Here is a 23,818-nt window from a genome sequence, read left to right as displayed (position 1 = left end):
GACCCACGTCCCCTAGACAACAATTCGACCACGGCAGCCGGTCGTTCTCGGGTTGGACCGAAGGGTGGGGGTCCCTTCCGGAGCTCTGCACGCACGCTCCGGGAGGCAGGCGACGCCGCCCCCTTCGCTACGGTTGCCCCGTGCTGCTCCGGATGCTCCTGGCCCTGGCCTCCGGCGTGGCCCTCGCGCTGGCCTTCGAGCCCGTGGCGCTCCCCGTCCTGGTGCCGTTCGCGGTCGCCGGCTTCGTGCTCAGCACCCGCGGCCTGAGCGGTCCCAAGGGCTTCGTCCCGGGCCTGGTCTTCGGCATCGGCTTCTACTTCGTGCTGATCTGGTGGATGCGGGCCGTGGGCACCGACGCCTGGATCGGCCTCTCCAGCGTCGAGGCGCTGTTCTACGGGCTGCTGGGCTCCGTGGCCGCGCTCCTGGGCCGGCTGCGCCGCTGGCCGCTGTCGATCGCCGCCGCGTGGGTCGCGATGGAGGCGATCCGCAGCACCTGGCCGTTCAGCGGGATGCCCTGGGGACGGCTGTCGTTCGCGGTCGTCGACACCCCGGTCGCCGACGGGCTCGCGTACGTCGGCTCCACCGGGGTCAGCCTGCTGCTCGCGCTCGCGGCGACGCTCCTGGCGTGGCTGGTCGTCGCGCGCGGCCGGCAGCGCGCGGTGGCCGCGGTGAGCCTGGCGGCGGTCGTCGGGATGGCCGTGGCGCCCACGCTGGCGCCGTACACCTCCACGCCGGAGGCGCACGTCACCGTTGCGGCGGTGCAGGGCGACGTGCCCGGACCGCTCGGCAACGACATCCTCTACGACTTCCGGCAGGTCACGCAGAACCACGTCCAGGCGACGATCGACCTCGCCGACGACGTGCGGGCCGGGACGGTGCCGAAGCCCGATTTCGTCGTCTGGCCCGAGAACTCCACCGCGGTCGACCCGTTCGCGGACGACCAGACCCTGGCCGGGATCCGGGCCGCCTCCGCCGCGATCGGGGTGCCGATCCTGGTCGGCGCCATCGTCGACGCGGGGGAGCGGTTCGTGCTCAACCAGGGGATCGTGTGGAACCCCGGCACCGGCGCGGCGGACCGCTACACCAAGTGGCACCCGGTGCCCTACGGCGAGTACATCCCCTTCCGCCGCTTCTTCGACGGCAAGAACCTCGGGCGGCTCGCGATCATCCCGCGCGACATGCTCAGCGGCACCCGCACCGCCCCGCTCGACATCGCCGGGGTCCCGGTCGCCGACGCCATCTGCTTCGACGTCGGGTACGACGACGGGCTGTACGCCCAGGTGGCCCGCGGCGCCCAGCTGGTGACCGTGCAGACCAGCAACGCGACGTTCATCCAGACCGACCAGATCGACCAGCAGTTCGCCATGAGCCGGCTGCGCGCCATCGAGACGGGGAGGTACGTCGTCGTGGCGGCCACCAACGGCGTCTCGGGGATCATCGCCCCGGACGGCTCCGTGCTGGACCGGGCCGGGATCCGCACCCAGGACGTGCTGGTCGAGCGGGTGGGTCTGGACTCCTCGATCACGCCGGCGGTGCGCCTGGGGCCCTGGACCGGCCGGGCCTGCGTCGGCCTGACACTGGTGGGGCTGCTGCTGGTCCTCGTCCCGTATCGTCGGAGGCACCACCGGCAGGTGACCGCACGCGCCCCACGAGCTCGAGGCCGGTCGGCCCCCGCCACCCCGGACGACTGAAGGCGGCACCGTGAGCAAGGACGCTCCCCTCGAGGGTCTGGGTCGCGTCGTGATGGTGGTCCCCACCTACGACGAAGCCCTGAACCTCGCCTGGATCGTGGAGCGGCTGCGGCGCGCGCAGCCCGACTTCGACGTCCTCGTGGTGGACGACGACTCGCCCGACGGCACCGGTCGGATCGCCGACGAGCTCGCCGCCGCGGACCCGCACGTGTCGGTGCTGCACCGCACCGCGAAGGGCGGCCTCGGGGCGGCGTACCTCCACGGCTTCGCGCACGCCCTCGACGCGGGCTACGACGTGATCGGGGAGATGGACGCCGACGGCTCCCACCAGCCCGAGCAGCTGGACCGGCTGTACGCCGCGCTGGCCGACGCCGACCTGGTCATCGGGTCGCGCTGGGTGCCCGGGGGATCGGTCGTGAACTGGCCGCGGCGGCGCGAGCTGCTCTCGCGCGGCGGCAACCTCTACGTCCGGCTGCTCCTCGGGGTCCGGGTCCGCGACGCCACGGCCGGGTTCCGCCTCTTCCGGCGCACGACGCTGGAGAAGATCGACCTCGCCACGGTCCGGTCCACCGGTTACGTCTTCCAGACCGACCTGGTCGCCCGGACCCTGAACGCGGGGCTGACCGTGCGCGAGGTCCCGATCGAGTTCGTCGAGCGGGTGCGCGGCGACTCCAAGATGAGCGGCGCGGTCGCCACGGAGTCGCTCAAGCGGATCACCGAGTGGGGCCTGCGTGAGCGCAGCCGCCGGGTGCGCGCCGCCCTCGGGTCGGGACGGGGTCGGCGATGAGCCGCCGCCGCACCGTCACCTGGGTGCTGTTCGCGCTGTTCGTGGTCGTGCCGCTCGCGGAGATCTACGTGCTGATCCAGGTCGGGCAGGTGATCGGCCCCTGGTGGACGATCCTGCTGCTGATCCTCGACAGCATCCTCGGCAGCTGGCTGATCAAGCGCGAGGGCGGCCGGGCCTGGCAGGCGCTCCGCACGGCGCTGGACACCGGCCGGATGCCGGCCCGCGAGCTCGCCGACGGCGCGCTGATCCTGGTGGGCGGCACGCTGATGCTCAGCCCGGGGTTCGTCACGGACGTGTTCGGCATCCTGCTGATCCTGCCGGTCACCCGCCCGGTCGCGCGCCGGCTGCTGACCCAGCTGGTCGCCCGGCGGCTGCTGTCCTCACGCGTGTCGACCGGGCACGTGCCCGGGAACGCGAATCGCCCCGGACCTGGATCCGAGGGATCCGTGGTCCGGGGCGAGGTCGTGGACGAGTAGGACTCGTCAGGCGGACGCCTTGCGCTTCTTGGCGTTCGCGCGGTGCAGGTGGGCCGGGCCGATCTCGCCGCCGCGGAGCAGCTCGAGGCGCTCCTTGAGGATGTCCTCGAGCTCCTTCTCGGAGCGGCGCTCGAGCAGCATGTCCCAGTGCGTGCGGACGGGCTTCTCGGCCTTGACCTCCTTCTCGATGCCCTGCGTGCTGAGGGCTTCCTCGCCGCAGCGAGGGCACTCCCAGACCGCCGGGATGTCGGCCTCGACGGACATCGTGATCTCGAACTCGTGGTCCTGCTTGCAGCGGTAGCCGACCTGCTGACGTGCAGCGAACTCGATGCCGCGCTCGTCCTCGAAGCTCTGGCCCCCGAGTCGCGCTCCACGAAGTGTGCGCTCTGCCATGAGCCACCTCCTAGGTGTTCTTTCCCCCGTTTGACATGACCTGAGACGGTGCACTCCCCGAGTCGTGACGTCGGGGGGTTCTTACCCACGCGAGTGGGGTCTCAATCTGTTCAACGGTAGTGGGGTCCCGAAGATTCCGGGAATTCACGCCCGGCCGCAGGCTCCGGCCGGGGTCACACCGCGCGCGGGACGGCGTTGCCGGCCTCCCGGATGCCCCGCTCCGGGTCCAGCCGCGCGAGGAGCACGGCGCCGATGACGAAGAACACGATCAGCGCGAAGATCGCCGGGCGGTAGGAGCCCGTGAGCTGGAAGACCACGCCGAACAGGAGCGTCCCGAACCACGAGGTGCCCCGCTCGGCGGCGTTGTAGAGCGCGAAGTACTCGCCTTCGCGGCCGCGGGGGATCAGCAGGCTGAAGAACGAGCGCGAGAGCGCCTGGGTGCCGCCCAGCACGATGCCGATGGCGACGCCCACGAGGAGGAACAGCGCGATGTTGCGGGCGGGCAGGAACATCGCCACCACCACGATGACCATCCAGGCGTAGGTGCCCCAGACGATCGAGCGGTAGGCGCCGTACCGCTCGGCGAGCCGGCCGAAGTACAGCGCCCCGCCGAACGCCACGAACTGGATCAGCAGGATCGTCGCGATGAGCACCGACTGGCCGAAGTCGAGCTGCTTGGAGCCGTAGGTCGAGGCGGCGTAGATCACGGTCTGGATGCCGTCGTTGTAGAAGAGGTAGGCCAGCAGGAAGGTCAGCGTCATGGGGTAGCCGCGCAGCTCGCGCAGCGTCGTGAACAGCTGGCCGAAGCTGCGCTGGAAGAGCGATCCCGACTCCGGGACGACGTTGACCGGGGCGTGGTCGCGCAGCCGCACGAACGGGATGATCGTGAACGCCGCCCACCACACGGCGGCCGACAGCAGCGAGATCCGCACCGCCATGCCCTTGTCCAGGCCGATCGCGTCGTGGCCGAGGACGATGCCGAGGTTCACCAGCAGCAGGGTGCCTCCGCCGAGGTAGCCGAACGCCCAGCCCTTCGACGAGACGCGGTCGCGCTCGTCCTCGGTGGAGATGTCGACCAGGATCGCGGAGTAGCTGACCAGCGAGCAGCCCGCCAGGATGCTGCTGACGACGACGGAGACGGCCCCGATCTGCCAGCTCTCGCCCTGCATGAAGAACATCAGCGAGGCCACCGCGGCGCCGGACCAGGCGAAGCCGGCCATGTGCCGCTTCTTGTGGGGCGACCGGTCGACCATCGCGCCCACGACCGGCAGCACGAACGCGCTGAGGATCGTCGCGAAGCTGGTCAGGTAGAACGGCAGCGAGCCCGCGGCCAGGTGCAGCCCCAGCAGGCTGACGGTCCGCGCGCAGGTCTCGTCGGGGTCCGCGCAGCCGGCGGCCTTGCCCGCGACCTCGATCATGTACGGCGCGAACAGCACCGTCAGCGTGGTCGTGAAGAACGCCGAGTTGGCCCAGTCGTACCAGTACCACGCCTTCTGCTCGCGCGCCCGGTTGAGCGGCCCCAGGTCGGCGATGCCTCCGGGTGACGTCATCGGCTGGTCCCTCCGTCGTGCTGGATCCACTGGCCACGCTCGGTGAGCACGGCCCTGAGCAGGTCGGTGCGGTCGGTCATCAGGCCGTCGACGCCGCGGTCGAGCAGCAGCCGCATCTCGGCCGGGTCGTCGATCGTCCAGACGTGCACGTGCTTGCCGGCCGCGTGCGCGCGGCGGACCAGCCCGGGCGTCGTGATCGTGAACCCGTGGCGCCGGTGCGGCACCTGCAGGGCGGCGACCCGGCCCCGGGTCACGCGGTCGGCCAGCCGGCCGCTCGGCAGCAGCCGGAAGGCCGCGATCTCGCCCGGGTGGGCGGACGTCGCCACCCGCCCCGCGGTGAGCCGGCGGAAGGCGTTGAGCCGCCGCGGGGAGAACGACCCGACGAGGACGCGGTCGTGGACGGCGTACTCCTCGACGAAGGCGGCCAGCGCGGCCACCGCGCGCTCGGACTTGAGGTCGATGTTGAAGCGCGCGGTCGGGAACGCCTCGACGAGCGAGGCCAGCGTCGGGACCCGCTCGCGGCCCCCGACCAGCGCCTCCTCGACCTCGGCGTGCGTCAGGGAGCCGATCTCGCCGCGGCGGTCGGTGACGCGGTCCAGGACCCGGTCGTGGAAGGCCAGCAGGACGCCGTCGCTGGTGACGTGCACGTCGGTCTCGAGGTAGCCGTAGCCGAGCCCCGCCGCGTGCCGGAAGGCCGCCATCGTGTTCTCGAGACCCTCGAGCCCGGGGTGGTAGGCACCGCCGCGGTGCGCGAACGCCAGCACCCCGGTGGAGCCGCCTCCGTCGACCGACCCGACGTCGTCCAGGTAGGCACGTCCGGTGCGGGGCGGGGTCACCCGAGCAGTATTCACCGCCGCCCGGTCCGCGAGCCCGCATTTCGCGCCGCCACGGACCGGCGCGCGTACCGCCCGGTCACCGGGGGAGAGCGGTACCGTCGCGGGATGGAGTCCTTGACCTGTCCCCGCTGCGGATCCGAGATGGCCGCGCGTGCCCTCGGCGGCGACGCGGAGGTCGCCCAGTGCCCCGACGGGCACGGCGTGTTCCTCTCCCGTGCCGACCTCGGCTCCCTCATCGAGGCCGAGACCGACTGGCACCGCCACGCGGGCCAGCACACCACGCCCATGCCGCGCATCACCGCCGACATGGAGGCCCCGCCGGCCGGCAAGACCCCCGCCCGCGCCTGGATCGAGACCCTCTTCCGCTGACGCGGGCCGCTCGTTGGTCGAGTAGGTCGCGCAGCGACCGTATCGAGACCCCGCGCTCCCTCTCGTCGGTCGAGTAGGTCGCGCCCTCTCGTTGGTCGAGTAGGTCGCGCAGCGACCGTATCGAGACCCAGACCCTCGCCGATCCGACCCGCTGCGGTCACCGGGTCTCGATACGCCGGTCGCGAGCTCGTTCCTCGCTCGCGCGGCTACTCGACCTGGCTCCCCCCGCCCTCGCAGGCTCGGGCCGGGGGACCTCAGATGTCGCGGAAGGGCTCGATGTTGGCGCCGAGGAGGTTCAGCCGCTCGGCGAGGTCCTCGTAGCCCCGGTGGATGACGTACGTCGAGCGCAGCACCGACGTGCCCTTGGAGGCGAGCATCGCCAGCAGGATCACGACGGCGGGGCGCAGGGCGGGCGGGCAGACGATCTCGGTGCCGGTCCAGTGCGTGGGCCCCTCGATCATCACGCGGTGCGGGTCGAGCAGCTTGACCTGGCCACCGAGCTTGTTGAGGTCGGTGAGGTAGATCGCGCGGTTCTCGTAGACCCAGTCGTGCAGGAGGGTCTGGCCCTCCGCGACGGCCGCGATGACGGCGAAGAACGGCAGGTTGTCGATGTTGAGGCCCGGGAACGGCATCGGGTGGATCTTGTCCAGCGGCGCCCGCAGCACCGAGGACCTGGTGGTGATGTCGACGAGGCGGGTGTTGCCGTTGAGGGCGGCGTACTCCTCGGTGCGGTCGTACTGGAAGCCCATCTCCTCGAGGAGCGCGAGCTCGATCTCGAGGAACTCGATCGGCACCCGGCGGATCGTGATCGAGGAGTCGGTGACGATCGCGGCGGCCAGCAGCGACATCGCCTCGATCGGGTCCTCGCTGGGGGCGTAGTCGACGTCGACGTCGATGGTCTCGAGGCCGGTGACGGTCAGCGTGGTGGAGCCGATGCCCTCGACGGTCACGCCCAGCTTCTGCAGGTAGAAGCAGAGGTCCTGGACCATGTAGTTCGACGACGCGTTGCGGATGATCGTGGTGCCGGGGTGCAGGGCGGCGGCCATCACGGCGTTCTCGGTGACGGTGTCGCCGCGCTCGGTGAGCACGATCGGGCGGACCGGCTCGACGGCGCGGTCGACGCTGGCGTGGTACATCCCGTCGGTCGCCTTGACTTCCAGGCCGAAGGGCCGCAGGGCGGCCATGTGCGGCTCGACGGTGCGCTCACCGAGGTTGCAGCCGCCGGCGTACGGCAGGTCGAACGCGTCCTGGCGGTGCAGCAGGGGGCCGAGGAACATGATCACCGAGCGGGTACGCCGGGCCGCGGCCTCGTCGATCCGGCCGAGGTCAAGGTGCTTCGGCGGGATGATCTCGAGGTCGTTGTCGGCGTTGAGCCACTTGGTCTGCACGCCCATGCTGCCGAGCACCTCGAGCAGCCGGTTGACCTCCTCGATGCGGGCGACCTTGCGCAGGGTCGTCCGGCCCTGGTTCAGCAGCGAGGCGCAGAGCAGCGCGACCCCGGCGTTCTTCGACGTCTTCACGTCGATGGTGCCGGCGAGCCTGGTCGGCCCGGTGACGCGCAGGTGGGTGGGGCCGGCGCCCAGCGCGACGATCTCGGAGTCGAGTGCGGCGCCGATGCGGGCCAGCATCTCGAGCGAGAGGTTCTGGTGGCCCTTCTCGATCCGGTTGATCGCGCTCTGGCTGGTGGCCAGCAGGTCGGCGAGCTGGTGCTGCGTGAGGCCACGGTGCTTGCGGGCGTCGCGGATCAGGTTCCCGATCCGGCCCTTGTATCCCTCGGTCATGAAATCAAGGTATCTCAGATATGAGATAACGCAACAACCCGCGTGACCTCGGCGTGCCCGTGGTGCAGACCGGCGGCGAGGAGGCGGGTGCAAGGATGCCAGCATGCGCGCAACCACCATCCACGCACCCGGTGACATCCGGGTCAGCGAGGTCCCCGACCCGACCATCACCGCCCCCACCGACGCCGTCATCAAGGTGACCGCCGGCTGCGTCTGCGGCAGCGACCTGTGGGGCTACCGCGGCGAGAACGACATCACCCCCGGCAACACGATCGGCCACGAGTGCGTCGGCGTGGTCGAGGAGGTCGGCTCGGCCGTCACCTCCTTCCGCCCGGGCGACTTCGTCATCGTGCCGTTCGACCACTGCGACAACACCTGCCCGCACTGCGCCGCCGGTGCGCACGCCGGCTGCGAGAACCTCGGCTTCACCGTGAGCGGCCAGGCGGAGTACGCCCTGGTCACGCAGGCCGAGGGCAGCCTCGTCAAGACCGACGGACAGCCCGACGCCTCGCTCATCCCGTCGCTGCTCACGCTGTCCGACGTGATGGCCACCGGCTGGCACGCCGCGGTGGCCGCGGGCGTCCGCAAGGGCGGCACCGCGGTCGTCGTCGGCGACGGCGCCGTCGGTCTCTGCGGCGTGCTCGCCGCCCACGTCATGGGGGCCGAGAAGGTCGTCGCGATGTCGCGGCACGAGCCCCGCCAGGCCATCGCCCGCCAGTTCGGCGCGACGCACGTCGTGGCCGAGCGCGGCGACGAGGGCACCGCCGCGATCATGGAGATCACCGGGGGAGTGGGGGCCGACTCCGTCCTCGAGTGCGTCGGCACCGGCCAGGCCATCGACACGGCGTTCGCGATCGCGCGGCCCGGCTCCACGGTCGGCTTCGTGGGCGTGCCCCACGGCGTCGAGCTCCCGGTGCGCCGGATGTTCCAGAAGAACATCGGCCTGGCGGGAGGCATGGCGCCCGTGCGGAAGTACCTCCCCGAGCTCCTGCAGCTCGTGCTCGACGGCACCATCGACCCCGGACTGGTCTTCGACGCCACGCTGCCGCTCGACGAGGTGGCCGAGGCCTATCGTCGGATGGACCAGCGCGAGGCCATCAAGGTCCTGATCCAGCCCTGACCGCGGCCCGCCTCGGTCCCGACCCCGGGAGGACACCCTGAGCACGCCCCTCGTCCTCGGACCCCTCGTCCGCTTTGTCGACGCCACGTCCGCGACCGTCTGGGTCGAGACCGCGGCGGCCGCCACGGTCACCGTCACCGCCGGCGACCACCGGGCCGCGGCCCGGACCTTCGCCGCGCACGACCACCACTACGCACTGGTGGAGCTCACCCGGCTGCCGCAGGGCAGCAGGCTGCCGTACGCCGTGGAGATCGACGGCACGGCCGTCTGGCCGCCCCGCGACAGCGACCTGCCACCGTCGGTCATCGCCACGCTGGAGCCGGGCAAGCCGCTGCGGATGGCCTTCGGGTCCTGCCGTGTCAGCGTGCCGCACGACGAGCGGGGCAATGCGGACTTCGGCGTCGACGCGCTGCGGTCCTACGCCCTGCACATGGCGGGCGTGACGCCACAGCTGCTCGACGAGGACGAGCGCTGGCCGGACCTGGTGCTGTTCCTGGGCGACCAGGTCTACGCCGACGAGACCAGCGAGGCCATGCAGGAGTTCATCTCCTCGCGCCGCTCGCTCGACGAGCCGCCCGGCGAGGAGCTCAAGGACTTCGAGGAGTACGCCCACCTCTACGCGCTCGCCTGGAGCGACCCGGCCAACCGCTGGCTGCTCTCGACGCTGCCCAGCGCGATGATCTTCGACGACCACGACATCCGCGACGACTGGAACACCAGCTGGACCTGGAAGCAGGAGATGGAGGCCACCCGCTGGTGGCACGACCGGATCGTCGGCGGGCTGGCGTCGTACTGGGTCTACCAGCACCTCGGCAACCTCGGACCCGACGACCGCGCCGCCGACCCGCTGTGGCAGCGCATCGTGGGCCACGAGGGGCCGGACGAGCTCGACGTCACCGCCGAGCTGGACGCCCTCGCCGACCGGGCCGACCAGCACCCGGAGACCTACCGCTGGAGCTTCGCCCGCGACTTCGACACGCAGGCGCGGCTCGTCGTCGTCGACTCCCGGGCGGCGCGGGTGCTCGATCCCGACAGCCGCTCGATCCTCGACGAGGACGAGATGGCGTGGTTCGACGACCAGCTGCAGGGCGACTTCGACCACGTGCTGATCGGCACCTCGCTGCCGTTCCTGCTGGCCCCGGGCCTGCACCACGCGGAGGCCTTCAACGAGGCGGTCAGCGAGGGCGCCTGGGGCCGGGCCGTCGGGGTGGTCGGCGAGAAGCTGCGCCAGGCCACCGACATGGAGCACTGGGCGGCCTTCCAGCAGGGCTTCCAGGACGTCGCGCGGATCGTGCTCGAGGTGGCGTCGGGGGAGCGCGGCCGACCGCCGCGGACGATCACGTTCCTGTCCGGCGACGTGCACCACAGCTACGTCGCCGAGGCGTGGCCGGCGAAGGGCGGCGCCCGGGTGTCGACCGCGATCCTGCAGGCGGTGTGCTCACCGATCCGCAACCCGCTGCCGGCCTTCATGGAGACCCTGACGCAGACGGCGGCCCGGCGACCCGTGGGGCGGGTGGTCCGGATGCTCTCGCGGGCCGCGCACGTGGCGGGCTCGCCGCTGGCGTGGCGGCTGAGCCAGGGGCCGTGGTACGACAACAACCTGGCGATCCTGGAGCTCCGGCCGAGCGGGCTCGCGATGTGGTGGAACGCCGGCGAGATCGTGGACCGTCAGGACCTGCCGCTGCTGCGTCGCGTCGCGACGGTCAGTGGACTGGGCTGAGCGTCGGTCTGGCAGCCCGGAGAGGTCAGGCCGGGACGGGGTGCAGGCCGCGCGCGCCGGGCATCTCGGCCGGCTGGCAGGCGCAGGCGTCGGAGCAGGCCAGGAACGTGTGCATCGCGTGCCCGCAGCGGCCGCACGGCAGGTCGTGCGACAGGTGGTGGCTGGTGCTCTGGACGGTGTCCCACATGACAGGTTCTCCTCGGGGGTGGTGAGCGTCCCCACAACGCTCTGTGGACCACCATGCCCCGATCCGGACACCGATGTCCGGAACTTGAGGACTCCTTGACGAGGTCTGGAGGAATGACCGGGGTGGCATGGCCCGAACGGGCCATGCGCCATGGTCACGACACGCCACGGGCACTGTCCGACAGGCCGCGAATGCCCTGCTAACGCCGTCGCGCGAGCGCCACGATCTCGAGCCCCGGCCGGTCGGGCGCCTCCCGGAGCTCCGGCGGCTCGAAGCCGGCGGCGACCAGGCTGTCGCCGATCTCGGTGGCCGTGCGGAAGCGCAGCGTGGAGGGGGAGTGGTACGTCGCCCCGTCGGCCTCGAAGTGGATCGTGTGCGCGAAGGAGACCAGGGGGAGGGCCACGTCGGTCACCTCGGTCCGCGTGACGACCGCACCGACGCCCGCGACCTCGACCCGGCGGTGCGTCCGCTCCGGGGTCCAGCCCCGCCACGCCTCGGCCTCCGGCACCCGGGTCTCGAGCACCACGTGCCCGCCGGGTCGCAGCGCGGCGTGCACCGCCGCGAGCGTCGTGGCCCAGGCCTCGTCGGTGAGGAAGACCTGGGCGACGTTCGCCGTCATCACGGCGACGTCGACCTGCAGCGGCGGCAGCGCGGTGGCGTCCCCGTGGCACCAGGTGACCCGCTCGGCGCCGGGGCGGGCGCGCGCGACGTCCAGCGATGCCCCGGCGGGGTCGACCCCGGTCACGTCGAGACCCCGACCGGCGAGCAGGCAGGCCAGGACACCGGTCCCGCAGCCGACGTCGAGCACCGACGTGGCGCCGAGCCCGTCCACCAGCGCCACGTAGGCGTCCAGGTCGGAGCGGTCCGGGTCGAGGGCGTCGTACACCGCGGCGAGGCGGGGCACGCCGAAGTGCGGGTCGACCGGGTCCTCGTCGTACGCCCTGCTCATGGACGGCACGCTGCCACACCGGCCGCGCGCCGGCACGGCGTGGCACGATCGGCGTCGTGACCGGCAGCCCCGAGGACCAGCGCCTGCGCGACCTCGCACGGCTGCGGCGGGTGCGGGACCGGATGGACCGCGAGTACGCCCTGCCCCTGGACGTCGAGGCGCTGGCGCGCGGCGAGCACATGTCCGCCGGGCACCTGAGCCGCGCCTTCCGGGCGGCGTACGGCGAGTCGCCCTACGCCTACCTGATGACGCGGCGCATCGAGCGGGCGATGGCGCTGCTGCGGCGCGGCGACCTGAGCGTCACCGAGGTGTGCTTCGCGGTCGGGTGCTCGTCGCTCGGCACCTTCAGCACCCGCTTCACCGAGCTCGTGGGCGTCCCGCCGAGCGTGTACCGGCGCGACGGGGTGGCCACGACCGAGGGGATGCCCCCCTGCCTGGCCAAGCAGGTCACGCGACCCGTGCGGGCGCCATCCGTCAGGAATCGAGAAGCCGCGGCGGCGCGGGGACCCCTAGCGTGAGACGCATGAGCCTCACCATCCACACCACCGTCCTCCCTCACGACGACGCCGACGCGTCGGTCGCGTTCTACCGCGACGTCCTGGGCTTCGAGGTCCGCACCGACGTCGGCCAGGGCCGCATGCGCTGGATCACCGTCGGGCCCCCCGACCAGCCCGGCACCTCGATCCTGCTCGGCCCGCCCGCCGTGGATCCCGGGATCACCGACGACGAGCGCCGGACCATCACCGAGATGATGGCCAAGGGCACCTACGGCTGGATCCTGCTCGCCACCGACGACCTGGACGGCACCTTCGAACGTGTCCAGGACCACGACGTGGAGGTGGTCCAGGAGCCGACGGACCAGCCGTACGGGCTGCGGGACTGCGCCTTCCGCGACCCCGCCGGCAACCTCGTGCGGATCCGGGCGATCTCGTGAGGACCATGACCTGTCGCCAGCTCGGCGGTGCCTGCGACGTCGGCCTGAGCGGTGAGTCCGCCGACGACGTCATCAAGGCCCAGGACCGGCACCTGCGCGAGGCGGTCGCCGCCGGCGACACCGCCCACGAGCCGGCCCTGGCGGCCATGAAGGGCCGCTGGAAGCACCCGGTCAAGGCGATGGGCTGGTACAAGAACACCAAGCGGGAGTTCGCCGAGCTCCCCGAGGACTGATCGACCATCCAGCGCCACCCGCACCGAGGAGCCGACACCCGCATGGCCGCGAAGACGACCGGGACCGCACCCCACGCCGCCGACACCCACGACCTGATCCGGGTGCAGGGCGCCCGGGAGAACAACCTCAAGGACGTCACCGTCGAGCTGCCGAAGCGCCGGCTGACCGTCTTCACCGGCGTCTCCGGCTCCGGCAAGAGCTCGCTGGTCTTCGCCACGATCGCCGCGGAGTCGTCGCGGATGATCAACGAGACCTACAGCGCGTTCGTCCAGGGCTTCATGCCGCAGCAGTCCCGCCCGGACGTCGACCGGCTCGAGGGCCTCACGACCGCGATCATCGTGGACCAGGAGCGGATGGGCGCCAACCCGCGCTCCACCGTCGGGACCGCCACCGACGCCCACGCGATGCTGCGCATCCTGTTCAGCCGGCTCGGGGCGCCGTACGTCGGCCCGCCGACCGCCTTCTCCTTCAACGTCCCCACCCGCCGCGCCAGCGGGATGATGTCGACCGAGAAGGCCGGCCGGGTCGAGAAGAAGGCGGTCAAGGACGCGGTCTACCTCGGCGGGATGTGCCCGAGGTGCGAGGGCACCGGCAACGTGAGCGACATCGACCTGACGGCGTTGTACGACGCGTCGAAGTCGCTCAGCGACGGGGCCCTGACGATCCCGGGCTACTCGATGGACGGGTGGTACGGCCGGCTCTTCGAGGGCGTCGGGCTGCCGATGGACAAGCCGATCGCGTCGTTCACCAAGAAGCAGCTCGAGACGATGCTCTACGCGGAGCCGACCAAGATCAAGGTCGAGGGCATCAACCTGACCTTCGACGGGATCATCCCGAAGATCCAGAAGTCGATGCTGTCCAAGGACCCCGAGGCGATGCAGCCGCACGTGCGCCGCTTCGTCGAGCGCGCCGTCACCTTCCAGTCCTGCCCGGACTGCGGGGGCACCCGGCTGACGAAGGAGGCGCTGGCCTCGAAGATCGACGGCAGGAACATCGCCGACCTCTGCACGATGCAGATCAGCGACCTCGCGGCCTGGGTCCGCGACCTGGACGAGCCGTCGGTCGCGCCGCTGCTCGCGGGGCTGCAGCACCTGCTGGACTCGTTCACCGGGATCGGGCTCGGCTACCTCTCGCTGGACCGACCCGCCGGGACCCTGTCCGGGGGAGAGGCCCAGCGGACCAAGATGATCCGGCACCTCGGCTCGTCGCTCACGGACGTCACCTACGTCTTCGACGAGCCGACGATCGGGCTGCACCCGCACGACATCGAGCGGATGAACGCGCTGCTGCTGCAGCTGCGCGACAAGGGCAACACCGTGCTGGTCGTCGAGCACAAGCCCGAGACGATCGCGATCGCCGACCACGTCGTCGACCTCGGCCCCGGCGCCGGCTCCGGCGGGGGAGAGGTGTGCTTCGAGGGCACGGTCGAGGGACTGCGCGGCAGCGACACCACCACCGGTCGCCACCTCGACGACCGGGCCCGGCTCAAGGAGACGGTGCGCGAGTCCACGGGGGCGCTCGAGGTCCGGGGCGCCTCCACCCACAACCTGCGCGACGTCGACGTCGACCTGCCGCTGGGCGTGCTGACCGTCGTCACCGGGGTGGCCGGGTCCGGCAAGAGCTCGCTGGTCCACGGCTCGGTGGCCGGTCGCGACGGCGTCGTCGTGATCGACCAGGGGGCGATCAAGGGCTCGCGGCGCAGCAACCCGGCGACGTACACCGGTCTCCTCGAGCCGATCCGCAAGGCCTTCGCGAAGGCGAACGGCGTCAAGCCGGCGCTGTTCTCCTCCAACTCCGAGGGCGCCTGCCCGTCCTGCAACGGCGCGGGCGTCATCTTCACCGACCTCGGCGTGATGGCCACCGTCGAGTCGCCGTGCGAGGAGTGCGAGGGGCGGCGCTTCCAGGCGGCCGTGCTGGAGTACACCCTCGGCGGCCGGAACATCGCCGAGGTGCTCGCGATGTCGGTCGACGAGGCCCTGGCGTTCTTCGGCTCCGGCGACGCGGCCACGCCGGCGGCCGCCAAGGTGCTCGACCGGCTCGCGGACGTGGGGCTGGGTTATGTCACCCTGGGCCAGCCGCTGACGACCCTGTCGGGAGGGGAGCGGCAGCGGCTCAAGCTGGCGGTGCAGATGGCGGAGAAGGGCGACGTCTACGTCCTCGACGAGCCGACCACCGGGCTGCACCTCGCCGACGTCGAGAACCTGCTCGGCCTGCTGGACCGGCTCGTCGAGTCCGGGCGCTCGGTGGTCGTGATCGAGCACCACCAGGCCGTGATGGCGCACGCCGACTGGATCATCGACCTCGGCCCCGGCGCCGGTCACGACGGCGGTCTCGTCGTCTTCGAGGGCACGCCGGCGCAGCTCGTCGCGGACGCCTCGACGCTCACCGGGCAGCACCTGGCGGCGTACGTCGGCGGCTGAGCGCCCGGGTCAGGCGGGCTTGCGCCAGACCGACACGTGGCTCTCGCTGTCGTTGGTGAACGGCGCGCCCTGCCAGTCGGCGTGGCGGCTCTCGAGCTCGAGGCCGGCGAGGCGCGCCATCAGGTCGCACTCGGCCGGCCAGATGTAGCGGAAGTTGCTCGCGCCGTACCTCGTGGTCCCGTCGGGCTGGCGCGTGTAGTGGTGCGAGGTGCCCTGCTGGGTGGCCATGTCGTAGGTGTCGAAGCCCGCGTGCCGCTCGTCGAGGTGGAACGGCACGGCCGCCTGGCCCGGCGGGAACCGGCGGATCCCGGGGATCCACAGCTCGATGACGAAGCGCCCACCGGGCACCAGGTGGCGGGCCGCGTTGGCGAAGCAGGCGATCTGCTCGTCCTGGGTGCGCACGTTGCTGATGCTGTTCCACACCACGTAGACGAGGGCGAACTCGCCCGGCACGGTCGTCGTCGCCATGTCGCCGACGGTGACCGGCAGGTCGGGGGACTTGCGGTGCAGCTGGTCGACCATCGGCTGCGACAGCTCGATGCCGACGACCTCGAGGCCGCGTGCCACCAGCGGGATCGCCACGCGTCCCGTGCCGACCGCGAGCTCGAGCACCCGGCCGCCGCCCGCCAGCGCGGCCAGGCGGTCGACCGCCGGGTCCAGCACGTCCGGCGCGAACATGTCGGCCGAGGCCTCGTCGTACCGCGCGGCCGTGTCCTCGTCCCAGAGATCGCTCGACGTCATGGCACGGAGTCTTCGTCACCCCGCGTGCGGAGTGCCACCGGATTACGCCCGGCGCGCCAGGTGCAGCGTGAGGTCGCCGTCGAGGACGACGCGCTCCGGCAGCGCCTGCCGGATCCGGTCGAGGACCAGCGCGCGGACGTCGGGGGAGAGCTGGAGGTAGGCCGAGATCGTCGACAGGTGGCCGACGTACTCCTCCCGCGACTGCTCCAGGCGGCGCTCCACGACGACCTGCCGCACGTCGGTGAAGAGGTCCGAGACCAGCAGCTCGGTCCCGGGCCACTCCATCGCCGTCTCCGCCTGTTCGTCCGCGGTGCCGTCCGGCGACGGGAACCCGTCCTCGACCAGGTGCTCGGCCCGGGCCGCGCGCACGTCCTGCTCGACCCGCGGGTCGGCCAGGTGCAGCTGTCCGCCGAAGGAGGCGACCGTGCCCTCCGGGTGCAGCAGCGCCGCCATCCGCTCCCAGCGGCCGAGCGGCTCGGTCCAGTGCAGCGACGCCGCGGCGAGCACCAGGTCGCGCCGCTCGGTCAGCGGCAGGTCCTCGAAGGCCGCGCGCAGGGTCGTCACGGACGGCGGGACGTGCCGGCGCAGCTCGGCCAGCATCGCGGCGTCCGGGTCGGTGGCCGTCACGTGGATGCCGCGGGCGGCGAAGGCCCGCGTCGCCTTGCCGGTGCCGGCGCCGACCTCGAGCGCCGTGCGGACCGGCCTGCCGGCGTACGCCAGGACCGCGTCGACGAGCGCGTCGGGGTAGCCCGGCCGGAAGCGTTCGTACGTCGCCGCCACCGACCCGAAGCTCAGCGCGCGAGAGGAGGACATGGAGCCAGTCTGACGGACCTGGCGTCCGACAGGTGTTCGACGTACACTTTTCTGTACGCCGTCACGAGGAGCCCCGATGCGCACCATGTCCTACTCCGAGTCCCGAGCCCGCTACGCCGAGACGCTCAGCGCGGTCGTGGACGACCGGGAGGAGGTCGTCATCACCCGGGCGGGTCACGAGCCGGTCGTGATCGTCTCGCTGGAGGACTACGAGTCGCTCAAGGAGACGGCGTACCTCCTGCGCAACCCGGCCAACGCCCGCCGGCTGCTGGCCTCCATCGAGCGCCTCGAGTCGGGCGCCGGCACGCCCCACGACCTCGTCGAGTGAGGCTCGTCTGGGACGAGGCGGCCCGGGCGGACTACGTGTGGTGGCAGACCCAGGACCGCAAGGTGCTGCGCCGCATCAACACGCTGCTGAAGGACGTGCAGCGCGGCGGCAACGAGGGGATCGGCAAGCCCGAGCCGCTCAAGCACGGCTTCCACGGCTACTGGTCGCGGCGCATCACCGACGAGCACCGCTTGGTCTACAAGATGGCGGACGGGGAGATCCGGGTCGCGGCGTGCCGGTACCACTACGAGTGAAGGACTCTTCCACGTCCGTGGGTTTGTCGTGGGGATGGCCGGGTACGGTCGCCCCATGACTGAATCGAACACGCATTCGACCGAAGAGATCGGCGCCACCGAGGAGACCATCGGCGGCGACGCCAACAACACGACCGAGAAGGACCCGCAGGACTGGGTGACCGGCGACGAGCCGATGACCGGCGCCCAGAAGAGCTACCTCGACACCCTGGCCCGCGACCACGGCGAGACGCTGCCGGCGTCGCTCACCAAGGCCGAGGCGTCCGAGCACATCGACCGGCTCCAGGGCGAGAGCTCCGGCCCGGCCTGATCCGGTGGGGCTGCGACAACCCGGCACGCCGGGTGACGCAGACTGGAGCCGTGCAGACCCTGGGCGACCTCGCGTTCACCGCAGCGCTCGCGGGTGCGCCGTTGCTGGTCCTGACGACGTGCATCATGCTGCTGAGCTCGCCCCAGCCTCGCTGGGTGACGTTCTCGACGGCCAGCCTGGGCGTCGCGTCCGGGGTCGGCTTCGTGGCGTACTGGTTCCTCTGGGGCCGGTCGTTCGACCTCGTCGACGCCGAGCGTCCCGACTCGCCGGCGCTGGAGCTGGGTCAGCTCGCGGCGGCCGCGACGTTCGCGGTGGCGGGCGCCGGTGTCGTGGCACTGTGGTGCGGGCGTCGTCTGAGCGCCCGGAAGAGGCGTACGGCTGCCCTCACGACATACCGCCGATAACTGGCATTATGTCAGTTAGTGTTGATCGAGCCGCTCCTCCAACCACGCGGTCGGCAGCGGCCGCAGCTTGAACACCAGGATGCCGAGGTAGGCGTTCAGCACCGCCTGCTTGTGCGGGTGACGCTCCGCGGCCTCGGCGGACAGCTGCGGCTCGACCGTCGTCTCCGGCCACAGGCCGGCGGCACTGAAGGTGTTGAGCAGGTCCGACATCGTGTACGGACGCTTGGTGAGCACCACCTGCTCGTCCCAGCCACGGTGGCGGTACGTGAACGGCTCCGTGGCGAAGTACTCCTCGCCCAGCGACGTGCCGTTCCGCTCCGCCTGCTCCAGCGCGTAGCGGACCGGCTGCGTGCGCGTGAGCAGGATGAAGCCGTCCTCGGTGAGCATCTGCCGGGCGGTCCGCAGGGCCCGCACGCCGTCGGCGGCGTACCCGAAGGACTGCAGGAACAGGATCCGGTCGAAGCGCCGTCCCGCGAGCCCCGGGACGGCGGCCAGGTCGGACAGGTCGCCCACCAGCAGCTCCACGCCTGCTGGCACGTCGAGGAAGTTGCCGCTGATGTCCACGCCGACCGCCGCGGCCGCGCCCTCGTCGGCGAGCTGCACGATCTTCGCCCCGTTGCCGCAGCCGGCGTCGAGGACGGCCAGCCCGGTGACGTCACCGAGCAGCGCGCGCTGCGCCGGCCACTCCACCAGCCGGTCCAACGAGTCCTCGCGCGCACGGGCCTGCTCGAAGCCCGCCGAGAGCGTCTGCCACGGCGCGCTCGCGTCGCCGCGTGAGCCCGGGTCCGGATCGTCCATGGGCACCACTCCCCTCGCCTACGCCGTCTCCAGCACGAAGAACAGGAAGCACAGGAACGCCGTCCGGTCGCCGAGGCCCTCGGGCAGCAGCTCGCGCGGCGTCGCGGGGTCGTACGGCGGCTCGCCGATCGTCACGATGCGGAAGCCGGCCCGACCGAACGCGTCGGTCATCGCGTGCAGCGGCCGGTGCCAGAAGGTCAGCGGGACGGTCTGGTCGCCGAACTCGTAGTCCTCGGTGTAGGCCGAAGTCGCGAAGTAGTCCTCGTCGGGGTACACGACCGGCCGGATGACGGGGTGGTTCACCGACACCAGCAGCCGCCCACCGGGCCGCAGCACGCGGCGCAGCTCGGCGAGCGGTCCCGACCAGTCCTCCAGGTAGTGCAGCACCAGCGACGCGACGACGTCGTCGAACTCCTCGTCGCCGAACGGCAGCGGCGCGGTGAGATCGGCCACGAGCACCGGCACGTCGTCCCCGAGACGGCTCCGGGCCAGCCGCACCATGGCGGGGCTGGCGTCGAAGCCGGTCACGGCCGCCCCGCGCTCGCGGAGGGCCGCGGCCATCGGGCCGGCGCCGCACCCTGCGTCGAGGACGCGGCGCCCGGCGACGTCACCGGCGAGCGCGAGCATCGCGGGCTTCTCGTAGTGGGCGTTGAACAGGCCGGTCTCGTTCTGGTGGGCGTAGCTCTCCGCGAACGAGTCGTAGTGGTCGGCTCTCATGGGACTCCCGAGGTCGGACGGTCAGGAGGACCCTAGATCACCTCAGCTCAGCCGCCCGAGGCCTCGCGGTACGCCGGGGTCAGCTCGTCCCAGCGCGCCCGCCAACCCGCCGCCGGCGCCTCGGCGGACCAGCCGTCCGGGTGCACGGCGCCGTCGGTGACCAGCGAGCGACCGAGGTCGTCGACGTGCGCCTGCCAACCGGCCGCGTAGAAGTGCATCTTGTCCAGCGGGAGCCCGCGCTCCTCGACGACGAGCCGCGTGCCGCTCCCCTCGGTCGTCAGCCAGGCCTCGACCCGGGTCTCGTCGGCGGCGCCCGGCTCCATCGTCAGCAGCAGGTGCCTCGGCGCGTCGCAGACGTCGATCCGGACCGGGCCGGACCAGGTGCTGGTCAGCACCGCGTCGAACGTCGCGCCCTCGCGCAGCTCGCCCGCCACCTCGGCGATCCAGCGCGAGAGCCGCGCCGGCGTGGTGCACGCGGCCCACAGGTCGTCGATGTCGGTGTCGTAGACGTCCTCGACGCGGACGGCGCCCGTGACGCCGTCGAGGTCGCGCATGGTCCCGGTGCTGGTGGTCTCCGTGCTCGTCATGTCCGTTCCTTCTTCCCCCGAGCGATCTCGGTGTGCAGGGCGTCGAGGCGGTGCTGCCACAACGCGCGGTACTCCCCCAGCCAGTCGTCCACCTCGGCGAGCGGCTGGGGTCGCAGGCTGTAGATCCGGCGCTGCGCCTCCTGGCGGACGTCGACCAGGCCGGCCTCGCGCAGCACCCGCAGGTGCCGCGACACGCCCGGGCGGGCGATCGGCAGCGCCTCCGCGAGGTCGCCGGCGGTCGCCGGGCCCTCGCGGAGCATCTCGAGCACGGTGCGCCGACTGCCGTCGGCGAGTGCGTGCAGGATGGCGTCCATGGGAAAGAATGTATCCGGTTAGGTACGTACCCGCAAGGGTACGCTAAAGATCTTCTCCGAGAATTTCGTCGGAGACCCGTGGTTGCATGTCGAGGACCGCCGCCCCGCTCCGCTCACCACGTGAGGACCGTGACGGACGCGGCCCACGACCCAGGAGGCAACGATGCCGAAGTACCTGCTCCTCAAGCACTACCGCGGTGGCCCCGAGCAGCACCGTCCCTCTCCCCCGCTGGACCAGTGGGCGCCCGAGGACGTCGAGGCGCACATGGCCTTCCTGCGGCACGTCAGCGAGATGCTCGTCGAGACCGGCGAGTTCGTCGACGCGCAGGCGCTCACCCCCGAGCGCACCTTCGTGCGGTACGGCGGCCCGGATGCCGCTCCGGTCACCACCGACGGCCCCTCGCCCGAGACAAGCGACCTGGTGGCCGGCTGGTACATGGTCGACGTCGAGTCCCGCGAGCGGGCGCTCGAGCTGGCGGCGTACGTCTCCTCGGAGCCGGGCCAGGGCGGCGAGCCGATGTACGAGTGGATCGACGTGCGCGAGGTCATGTCCGACGGTCCCGCCGACGACTGACCGGACGACCGGACCGATGACCGAGCACCCGACACCCGTCGTGGACGAGGCCGCCCTGCGCGCCCTCGTCCCCCGGGTGCTCGCGGGGCTGGTGCGTCGTGGGGAGGACTTCGACGCGGCCGAGGACGCCCTGCAGGAGGCGCTGCTCGAGGCGCTCCGCGTGTGGCCCGACCACCCGCCGCGGGATGCGCGCGCATGGCTGACCACGGTGGCGACGAGGCGGCTCGTCGACGCCCGCCGCAGCGAGGCGGCCCGGCGGCGCCGGGAGCAGCCGACCGCGGCCGCGCCGGAGCCCGGGGTGACGGAGGAGGGCGACGACACCCTGCTGCTCCTGTTCTGCTGCTGCCACCCGGACCTCTCCCCCGCCTCCCAGGTGGCGCTGGCGCTGCGGGCCGTGGGCGGGCTGACCACCCGCGAGATCGCCGAGGCCTTCTTCGTGCCCGAGGCGACGATGGCGCAGCGGATCAGCCGGGCCAAGCGCTCGCTCGCCGGGGTGCGGCTCGACCGGCCCGGCGACCTGGCCGTCGTGCTCCGGGTGCTCTACCTCGTCTACTCGACCGCGCACGCGGGTCGTGTCGACCTGGCCGCCGAGGCGATCCGGCTGGCCCGCCAGCTCACCCTCGCGACCGACGAGCCCGAGGCGCGGGGGCTGCTGGCGCTGATGCTGCTCCACCACGCTCGTCTCCCGGCCCGGCTCGACGCGCAGGGCCGGATCGTCACGCTCGACCGCCAGGACCGCTCGCGCTGGGACACGAGGGAGATCGCCGAGGGGGTGCGCGTGCTGCAGTCCGCGCTGGCCGCGGGGCGGCCCGGCCGCTACCAGGTCGAGGCGGCCATCGCGGCCCTGCACGACGACGCCGCGAGCGCCGAGGAGACCGACTGGCCCCAGGTGCTGGCGTGGTACGACGACCTCGTCGCCCTCACCGACGACCCGGTCCGCCGGGATCCCGCCGCCGTGCTGGCGCGGGCGGTGGCCGTGGGTCACGCGCTCGGTCCCGAGGCCGGGCTCCGCGAGACCGAGCGGCTGCGCGACGTGCTCGGTGACCGACACCGCTGGCACGCGGTCCGCGGTCACCTGCACGAGCTCGGCGGCGACCTGGCGGCCGCGGCGACGGCGTACGCCGAGGCGGCCCGGCGCGCCACCGTCGTCGCCGAGCGCGACCACCTGGTGCGCCAGGCGGCCCGCGCCCGGGCGGGGGCCTGACGGCTCAGCCGAGCGTCGCGATCCAGCGCTCCAGGTCACGGGGCCGCCGGAAGAGCAGCACCTCGGGCTTCGTCGGGTCGCCGGCCCACGCCCGCATCCGGGCGCGCTTGCGCGCGAACGACTGGAAGTGCCAGCCCACGATGGAGTCCCGCGACAGGAGCTGGCGCCACGACTCGGTGTTGCCGTTGCAGACCGGCCGCTTGTCGGTCGCGCGCCGCACGGTGCGCCGGACCAGCCGGGAGAGCGAGAGCCAGCGCGGGTAGTCGAGGCCGACGACCAGGTCCGTGCGGGCCAGGACGAGGTCGATCCAGTGGCTGTACGCCGAGTCGAGCACCCACCGCTCCCCCGCGACGATCTCCGCGAAGAGCTCGCGCTGCGCCTCGACCTCGAGCGGCACCCAGCCGGGCAGCCAGGTGAGCTCGTCGACGAGCGTCAGCGGCAGGCCGGTCCGCTCGGCGATCCGGGCGGCGGCGGTGCTCTTGCCGGACCCGGTGACGCCGTAGACGAGGACGCGTCGGGTCACGGCCGGGGCGAGCGGTGGTAGTCCGGCTCCTCGCCGGCCGCGAGGTTGCCGCGGTAGACGCCGTCGCGGATCTCGACGGTGTAGCCGTCGAGGTGCGGCAGCCCCATCTCGGCCGCGACGGCCAGCTCGGCCTCCCAGTCGTAGGGAACGCGGACGAACGTGATCGAGAACGGCGCGTCGACCTCGGAGTCCATCTCGCCCTCGAGGACGACGTAGACCGGGGTGGGATCCCCCATGCAGTTGCCGACGCTGCCGGTGTTGAAGACGGTGCGGCGCTCGCGGTCGGTCTCGTAGTACGGGTCGTGGGTGTCGGCGTACCCCACGACGTCGGGCACGGGGCCGTCGCCGGTCGCCGGGGTGTTGGTGAACAGGCCGAGGAACTCCGCCTCGTCGTGGTCGAAGCGCACCCGCCGGTGCACCGTCTCCTCGGAGGCGTGGAACAGCCGGATCCGGCGCCCGCTCATCACGAAGTCGTGGCTGAACGGCAGCGCGCGCAGCCACTCGCCCTGCCCCGGCCCCAGCTGGTCGAGCCACCAGCGCAACGCGTCGTTGTCGAACTCGCGAGCCGGGTCCGGGAGGAAGTCGTCCCAGTTGCCCAGGATGTTGACCTCGCACCGCTCGCGGCACAGCTCGACGACCTCGCGGCCGCGCGGACCCTTGCCCACGTAGTCGCCGAGGTTGAAGATCCGCGTGATCCCCCGGGCGTCGATGTCCGCCAGCACCGCCTCGAGGGCGGTGAGGTTGCCGTGCACGTCCGAGATCAGCGCCAGTCGTTCGAGAGCCACGCCCCGACCCTAGCGAGCG

General features: G+C 72.2%; 30 protein-coding genes. 16 read left to right on the top strand and 14 right to left on the bottom strand.

Annotated features, from left to right (window positions below; all coding sequences use genetic code 11):
* Positions 1-140 precede the first annotated feature (140 nt).
* From lnt to H5V45_RS00650, 3 genes are read left to right on the top strand one after another with little or no spacing between them, the layout of a single operon-like run.
* Positions 141-1,691: an apolipoprotein N-acyltransferase gene (lnt, locus tag H5V45_RS00660; RefSeq protein WP_343061353.1), complete on the top strand. Its 1,551-nt coding sequence runs from the start codon at positions 141-143 to the stop codon at positions 1,689-1,691.
* Positions 1,692-1,701: 10 nt separating this feature from the next.
* Positions 1,702-2,478 (top strand): polyprenol monophosphomannose synthase, encoded by a 777-nt coding sequence (locus H5V45_RS00655; RefSeq protein ID WP_425491417.1) that lies wholly within the window; start codon positions 1,702-1,704, stop codon positions 2,476-2,478.
* Positions 2,475-2,954 (top strand): FxsA family protein, encoded by a 480-nt coding sequence (locus H5V45_RS00650; RefSeq protein ID WP_185251156.1) that lies wholly within the window; start codon positions 2,475-2,477, stop codon positions 2,952-2,954. Before H5V45_RS00655 ends, H5V45_RS00650 begins: the two co-directional genes overlap by 4 nt.
* A gap of 6 nt (positions 2,955-2,960) precedes the next feature.
* Here the strand turns inward: H5V45_RS00650 and H5V45_RS00645 are convergent, their stop codons facing one another.
* From H5V45_RS00645 to H5V45_RS00635, 3 genes are all read right to left on the bottom strand, one after another.
* Positions 2,961-3,347 carry an RNA polymerase-binding protein RbpA gene (locus H5V45_RS00645; protein WP_185251155.1) on the bottom strand — a complete coding sequence of 129 codons (387 nt, stop codon included), beginning with the start codon at positions 3,345-3,347 and terminating at the stop codon, positions 2,961-2,963.
* A gap of 173 nt (positions 3,348-3,520) precedes the next feature.
* Positions 3,521-4,897, bottom strand: coding sequence for an MFS transporter (locus H5V45_RS00640; protein ID WP_185251154.1), 1,377 nt, complete (start codon positions 4,895-4,897; stop codon positions 3,521-3,523).
* Positions 4,894-5,733 carry a glycerophosphodiester phosphodiesterase family protein gene (locus H5V45_RS00635; protein ID WP_343061352.1) on the bottom strand — a complete coding sequence of 280 codons (840 nt, stop codon included), beginning with the start codon at positions 5,731-5,733 and terminating at the stop codon, positions 4,894-4,896. Before H5V45_RS00635 ends, H5V45_RS00640 begins: the two co-directional genes overlap by 4 nt.
* Before the next feature lie 105 nt (positions 5,734-5,838).
* On the opposite strand from H5V45_RS00635, the gene H5V45_RS00630 reads away from it, so the two are divergent.
* A complete protein-coding gene (locus H5V45_RS00630; RefSeq protein ID WP_281385808.1) occupies positions 5,839-6,102 on the top strand; it encodes a zf-TFIIB domain-containing protein in 264 nt (87 codons plus the stop codon).
* 254 nt (positions 6,103-6,356) lie between these two features.
* Here the strand turns inward: H5V45_RS00630 and H5V45_RS00625 are convergent, their stop codons facing one another.
* Positions 6,357-7,883, bottom strand: a complete 1,527-nt coding sequence (locus tag H5V45_RS00625; protein WP_185251152.1) for a helix-turn-helix domain-containing protein — start codon at positions 7,881-7,883, stop codon at positions 6,357-6,359.
* Between the two features lie 103 nt (positions 7,884-7,986).
* Between H5V45_RS00625 and H5V45_RS00620 the strand changes: the two genes are divergently transcribed.
* Positions 7,987-9,003, top strand: coding sequence for a zinc-dependent alcohol dehydrogenase family protein (locus tag H5V45_RS00620; protein WP_185251151.1), 1,017 nt, complete (start codon positions 7,987-7,989; stop codon positions 9,001-9,003).
* Positions 9,004-9,040: 37 nt separating this feature from the next.
* Positions 9,041-10,723, top strand: coding sequence for an alkaline phosphatase D family protein (locus tag H5V45_RS00615; protein WP_185254383.1), 1,683 nt, complete (start codon positions 9,041-9,043; stop codon positions 10,721-10,723).
* Between the two features lie 25 nt (positions 10,724-10,748).
* Here H5V45_RS00615 and H5V45_RS00610 read toward each other — a convergent pair whose 3' ends face one another.
* On the bottom strand, positions 10,749-10,910 hold the full coding sequence (locus H5V45_RS00610) for a hypothetical protein (protein WP_185251150.1): 162 nt from the start codon (positions 10,908-10,910) through the stop codon (positions 10,749-10,751).
* A gap of 199 nt (positions 10,911-11,109) precedes the next feature.
* A complete protein-coding gene (locus H5V45_RS00605; protein WP_185251149.1) occupies positions 11,110-11,859 on the bottom strand; it encodes a class I SAM-dependent methyltransferase in 750 nt (249 codons plus the stop codon).
* Between the two features lie 122 nt (positions 11,860-11,981).
* Here H5V45_RS00605 and H5V45_RS00600 point away from each other — a divergent pair, with 122 nt between their 5' ends.
* The 4 genes from H5V45_RS00600 to H5V45_RS00585 are packed head-to-tail and all read left to right on the top strand — an operon-like array spanning position 11,982 to position 15,447.
* Positions 11,982-12,377: a helix-turn-helix transcriptional regulator gene (locus tag H5V45_RS00600; RefSeq protein ID WP_221634070.1), complete on the top strand. Its 396-nt coding sequence runs from the start codon at positions 11,982-11,984 to the stop codon at positions 12,375-12,377.
* Between the two features lie 5 nt (positions 12,378-12,382).
* Positions 12,383-12,793 carry a VOC family protein gene (locus tag H5V45_RS00595; protein ID WP_185251147.1) on the top strand — a complete coding sequence of 137 codons (411 nt, stop codon included), beginning with the start codon at positions 12,383-12,385 and terminating at the stop codon, positions 12,791-12,793.
* A gap of 5 nt (positions 12,794-12,798) precedes the next feature.
* Complete coding sequence (locus tag H5V45_RS00590; RefSeq protein ID WP_221633842.1) at positions 12,799-13,026, top strand: hypothetical protein; 228 nt, start codon at positions 12,799-12,801, stop codon at positions 13,024-13,026.
* 42 nt (positions 13,027-13,068) lie between these two features.
* Positions 13,069-15,447 carry an ATP-binding cassette domain-containing protein gene (locus H5V45_RS00585; RefSeq protein WP_185251145.1) on the top strand — a complete coding sequence of 793 codons (2,379 nt, stop codon included), beginning with the start codon at positions 13,069-13,071 and terminating at the stop codon, positions 15,445-15,447.
* A 9-nt stretch (positions 15,448-15,456) separates the two neighbouring features.
* On the opposite strand, the gene H5V45_RS00580 is transcribed toward H5V45_RS00585, so the two are convergent.
* Both H5V45_RS00580 and H5V45_RS00575 read right to left on the bottom strand, forming a co-directional pair.
* On the bottom strand, positions 15,457-16,188 hold the full coding sequence (locus H5V45_RS00580; RefSeq protein ID WP_185251144.1) for a class I SAM-dependent DNA methyltransferase: 732 nt from the start codon (positions 16,186-16,188) through the stop codon (positions 15,457-15,459).
* A gap of 42 nt (positions 16,189-16,230) precedes the next feature.
* A complete protein-coding gene (locus H5V45_RS00575) occupies positions 16,231-17,001 on the bottom strand; it encodes a class I SAM-dependent methyltransferase (RefSeq protein WP_185251143.1) in 771 nt (256 codons plus the stop codon).
* Between the two features lie 76 nt (positions 17,002-17,077).
* On the opposite strand from H5V45_RS00575, the gene H5V45_RS00570 reads away from it, so the two are divergent.
* From H5V45_RS00570 to H5V45_RS00555, 4 genes are read left to right on the top strand one after another with little or no spacing between them, the layout of a single operon-like run.
* The gene (locus tag H5V45_RS00570) at positions 17,078-17,329 is read left to right on the top strand and encodes a type II toxin-antitoxin system Phd/YefM family antitoxin (protein ID WP_185251142.1); all 252 of its coding nucleotides are present in this window, start codon (positions 17,078-17,080) and stop codon (positions 17,327-17,329) included.
* Positions 17,326-17,583, top strand: coding sequence for a Txe/YoeB family addiction module toxin (locus H5V45_RS00565; RefSeq protein ID WP_185251141.1), 258 nt, complete (start codon positions 17,326-17,328; stop codon positions 17,581-17,583). Before H5V45_RS00570 ends, H5V45_RS00565 begins: the two co-directional genes overlap by 4 nt.
* A gap of 55 nt (positions 17,584-17,638) precedes the next feature.
* The gene (locus tag H5V45_RS00560) at positions 17,639-17,893 is read left to right on the top strand and encodes a DUF3072 domain-containing protein (protein ID WP_185251140.1); all 255 of its coding nucleotides are present in this window, start codon (positions 17,639-17,641) and stop codon (positions 17,891-17,893) included.
* 50 nt (positions 17,894-17,943) lie between these two features.
* Positions 17,944-18,297 carry a hypothetical protein gene (locus H5V45_RS00555; RefSeq protein WP_185251139.1) on the top strand — a complete coding sequence of 118 codons (354 nt, stop codon included), beginning with the start codon at positions 17,944-17,946 and terminating at the stop codon, positions 18,295-18,297.
* 15 nt (positions 18,298-18,312) lie between these two features.
* Here H5V45_RS00555 and H5V45_RS00550 read toward each other — a convergent pair whose 3' ends face one another.
* The 4 genes from H5V45_RS00550 to H5V45_RS00535 are packed head-to-tail and all read right to left on the bottom strand — an operon-like array spanning position 18,313 to position 20,713.
* Positions 18,313-19,095 carry a class I SAM-dependent methyltransferase gene (locus H5V45_RS00550; RefSeq protein ID WP_185251138.1) on the bottom strand — a complete coding sequence of 261 codons (783 nt, stop codon included), beginning with the start codon at positions 19,093-19,095 and terminating at the stop codon, positions 18,313-18,315.
* Positions 19,096-19,113: 18 nt separating this feature from the next.
* Positions 19,114-19,812, bottom strand: a complete 699-nt coding sequence (locus H5V45_RS00545; protein ID WP_185251137.1) for a class I SAM-dependent methyltransferase — start codon at positions 19,810-19,812, stop codon at positions 19,114-19,116.
* A 47-nt stretch (positions 19,813-19,859) separates the two neighbouring features.
* Positions 19,860-20,399: an SRPBCC domain-containing protein gene (locus H5V45_RS00540; protein ID WP_185251136.1), complete on the bottom strand. Its 540-nt coding sequence runs from the start codon at positions 20,397-20,399 to the stop codon at positions 19,860-19,862.
* Positions 20,396-20,713 (bottom strand): ArsR/SmtB family transcription factor, encoded by a 318-nt coding sequence (locus tag H5V45_RS00535; protein ID WP_185251135.1) that lies wholly within the window; start codon positions 20,711-20,713, stop codon positions 20,396-20,398. The genes H5V45_RS00540 and H5V45_RS00535 overlap by 4 nt, the downstream gene beginning before the upstream one ends.
* A 163-nt stretch (positions 20,714-20,876) precedes the next feature.
* On the opposite strand from H5V45_RS00535, the gene H5V45_RS00530 reads away from it, so the two are divergent.
* Positions 20,877-21,287 carry a YciI family protein gene (locus H5V45_RS00530; protein WP_185251134.1) on the top strand — a complete coding sequence of 137 codons (411 nt, stop codon included), beginning with the start codon at positions 20,877-20,879 and terminating at the stop codon, positions 21,285-21,287.
* 16 nt (positions 21,288-21,303) lie between these two features.
* Positions 21,304-22,491, top strand: a complete 1,188-nt coding sequence (locus H5V45_RS00525; protein WP_185251133.1) for an RNA polymerase sigma factor — start codon at positions 21,304-21,306, stop codon at positions 22,489-22,491.
* 4 nt (positions 22,492-22,495) lie between these two features.
* On the opposite strand, the gene H5V45_RS00520 is transcribed toward H5V45_RS00525, so the two are convergent.
* The gene (locus H5V45_RS00520; RefSeq protein ID WP_185251132.1) at positions 22,496-23,014 is read right to left on the bottom strand and encodes a P-loop NTPase family protein; all 519 of its coding nucleotides are present in this window, start codon (positions 23,012-23,014) and stop codon (positions 22,496-22,498) included.
* Positions 23,011-23,799 (bottom strand): metallophosphoesterase family protein, encoded by a 789-nt coding sequence (locus H5V45_RS00515; protein ID WP_185251131.1) that lies wholly within the window; start codon positions 23,797-23,799, stop codon positions 23,011-23,013. Before H5V45_RS00515 ends, H5V45_RS00520 begins: the two co-directional genes overlap by 4 nt.
* Positions 23,800-23,818: the final 19 nt, after the last annotated feature.

It is taken from the genome of Nocardioides luti, assembly GCF_014212315.1.
GTDB lineage: Bacteria > Actinomycetota > Actinomycetes > Propionibacteriales > Nocardioidaceae > Nocardioides > Nocardioides luti.
The sequence above is the reverse complement of the archived record's forward strand: the minus strand, read 5'-3'. Positions and strand labels throughout refer to the sequence as shown.

Coding starts and splice junctions, on each gene's coding strand:
- H5V45_RS00650 (WP_185251156.1), top strand. CDS start 2,475: ATGAGCCGCCGCCGCACCGTCACCTGGGTGCTGTTCGCGCTGTTCGTG.
- H5V45_RS00645 (WP_185251155.1), bottom strand. CDS start 3,347: ATGGCAGAGCGCACACTTCGTGGAGCGCGACTCGGGGGCCAGAGCTTC.
- H5V45_RS00640 (WP_185251154.1), bottom strand. CDS start 4,897: ATGACGTCACCCGGAGGCATCGCCGACCTGGGGCCGCTCAACCGGGCG.
- H5V45_RS00630 (WP_281385808.1), top strand. CDS start 5,839: ATGGAGTCCTTGACCTGTCCCCGCTGCGGATCCGAGATGGCCGCGCGT.
- H5V45_RS00625 (WP_185251152.1), bottom strand. CDS start 7,883: ATGACCGAGGGATACAAGGGCCGGATCGGGAACCTGATCCGCGACGCC.
- H5V45_RS00620 (WP_185251151.1), top strand. CDS start 7,987: ATGCGCGCAACCACCATCCACGCACCCGGTGACATCCGGGTCAGCGAG.
- H5V45_RS00610 (WP_185251150.1), bottom strand. CDS start 10,910: ATGTGGGACACCGTCCAGAGCACCAGCCACCACCTGTCGCACGACCTG.
- H5V45_RS00605 (WP_185251149.1), bottom strand. CDS start 11,859: ATGAGCAGGGCGTACGACGAGGACCCGGTCGACCCGCACTTCGGCGTG.
- H5V45_RS00600 (WP_221634070.1), top strand. CDS start 11,982: ATGGACCGCGAGTACGCCCTGCCCCTGGACGTCGAGGCGCTGGCGCGC.
- H5V45_RS00595 (WP_185251147.1), top strand. CDS start 12,383: ATGAGCCTCACCATCCACACCACCGTCCTCCCTCACGACGACGCCGAC.
- H5V45_RS00590 (WP_221633842.1), top strand. CDS start 12,799: ATGACCTGTCGCCAGCTCGGCGGTGCCTGCGACGTCGGCCTGAGCGGT.
- H5V45_RS00585 (WP_185251145.1), top strand. CDS start 13,069: ATGGCCGCGAAGACGACCGGGACCGCACCCCACGCCGCCGACACCCAC.
- H5V45_RS00580 (WP_185251144.1), bottom strand. CDS start 16,188: ATGACGTCGAGCGATCTCTGGGACGAGGACACGGCCGCGCGGTACGAC.
- H5V45_RS00575 (WP_185251143.1), bottom strand. CDS start 17,001: ATGTCCTCCTCTCGCGCGCTGAGCTTCGGGTCGGTGGCGGCGACGTAC.
- H5V45_RS00570 (WP_185251142.1), top strand. CDS start 17,078: ATGCGCACCATGTCCTACTCCGAGTCCCGAGCCCGCTACGCCGAGACG.
- H5V45_RS00560 (WP_185251140.1), top strand. CDS start 17,639: ATGACTGAATCGAACACGCATTCGACCGAAGAGATCGGCGCCACCGAG.
- H5V45_RS00550 (WP_185251138.1), bottom strand. CDS start 19,095: ATGGACGATCCGGACCCGGGCTCACGCGGCGACGCGAGCGCGCCGTGG.
- H5V45_RS00545 (WP_185251137.1), bottom strand. CDS start 19,812: ATGAGAGCCGACCACTACGACTCGTTCGCGGAGAGCTACGCCCACCAG.
- H5V45_RS00540 (WP_185251136.1), bottom strand. CDS start 20,399: ATGACGAGCACGGAGACCACCAGCACCGGGACCATGCGCGACCTCGAC.
- H5V45_RS00535 (WP_185251135.1), bottom strand. CDS start 20,713: ATGGACGCCATCCTGCACGCACTCGCCGACGGCAGTCGGCGCACCGTG.
- H5V45_RS00530 (WP_185251134.1), top strand. CDS start 20,877: ATGCCGAAGTACCTGCTCCTCAAGCACTACCGCGGTGGCCCCGAGCAG.
- H5V45_RS00525 (WP_185251133.1), top strand. CDS start 21,304: ATGACCGAGCACCCGACACCCGTCGTGGACGAGGCCGCCCTGCGCGCC.